Source organism: Bartonella capreoli (assembly GCF_902813205.1).
Lineage (GTDB): Bacteria > Pseudomonadota > Alphaproteobacteria > Rhizobiales > Rhizobiaceae > Bartonella > Bartonella schoenbuchensis.
On sequence record NZ_CADDZX010000404.1, the window covers coordinates 1 to 384 of the forward strand.

Below are 384 nucleotides of genomic sequence, written 5' to 3' on the forward strand. Positions count from 1 at the left end.
TGTGTTCATGCTTTGGCACTTGAGGGTGAATCTGTTTACTTTGCCTCGTTGTTTAAAGCTTTTTCTAGAGCGGGGGTGTGCTTTTCGTTAAATTTCCGGCAAGTGGGCTGTATCGGCATGGGTGTAGGCTTGTGTAGTCGAGAGGCAGGCATGGACTAGGAGTTCTTGAATAGTGCGCAATTCTCCTTCTCGTGACAAAGGGTGGGTGGCAAAAGAATGACGTAGTGTATGCGGGGTAGCAGTTTCTGGTAAACCAAGGTTTACACGTAAATTTCGAACGGCTCGTTGAATAATGGCTGGCTGTAAGACACCACCTCGGGCGCCGCGGAACATTGGTTGATTGTCCACTAAAGGATACGGGCAGCATTTGAGATAATTTTGTAC

General features: G+C 47.7%; 1 protein-coding gene. It reads right to left on the reverse strand.

The features are described 5' to 3' along the window. Positions 1 to 87: 87 nt before the first annotated feature. On the reverse strand, positions 88 to 384 hold a 297-nt coding region (locus tag J7R05_RS09010), incomplete at its 5' end, for a tyrosine-type recombinase/integrase (protein ID WP_208541940.1).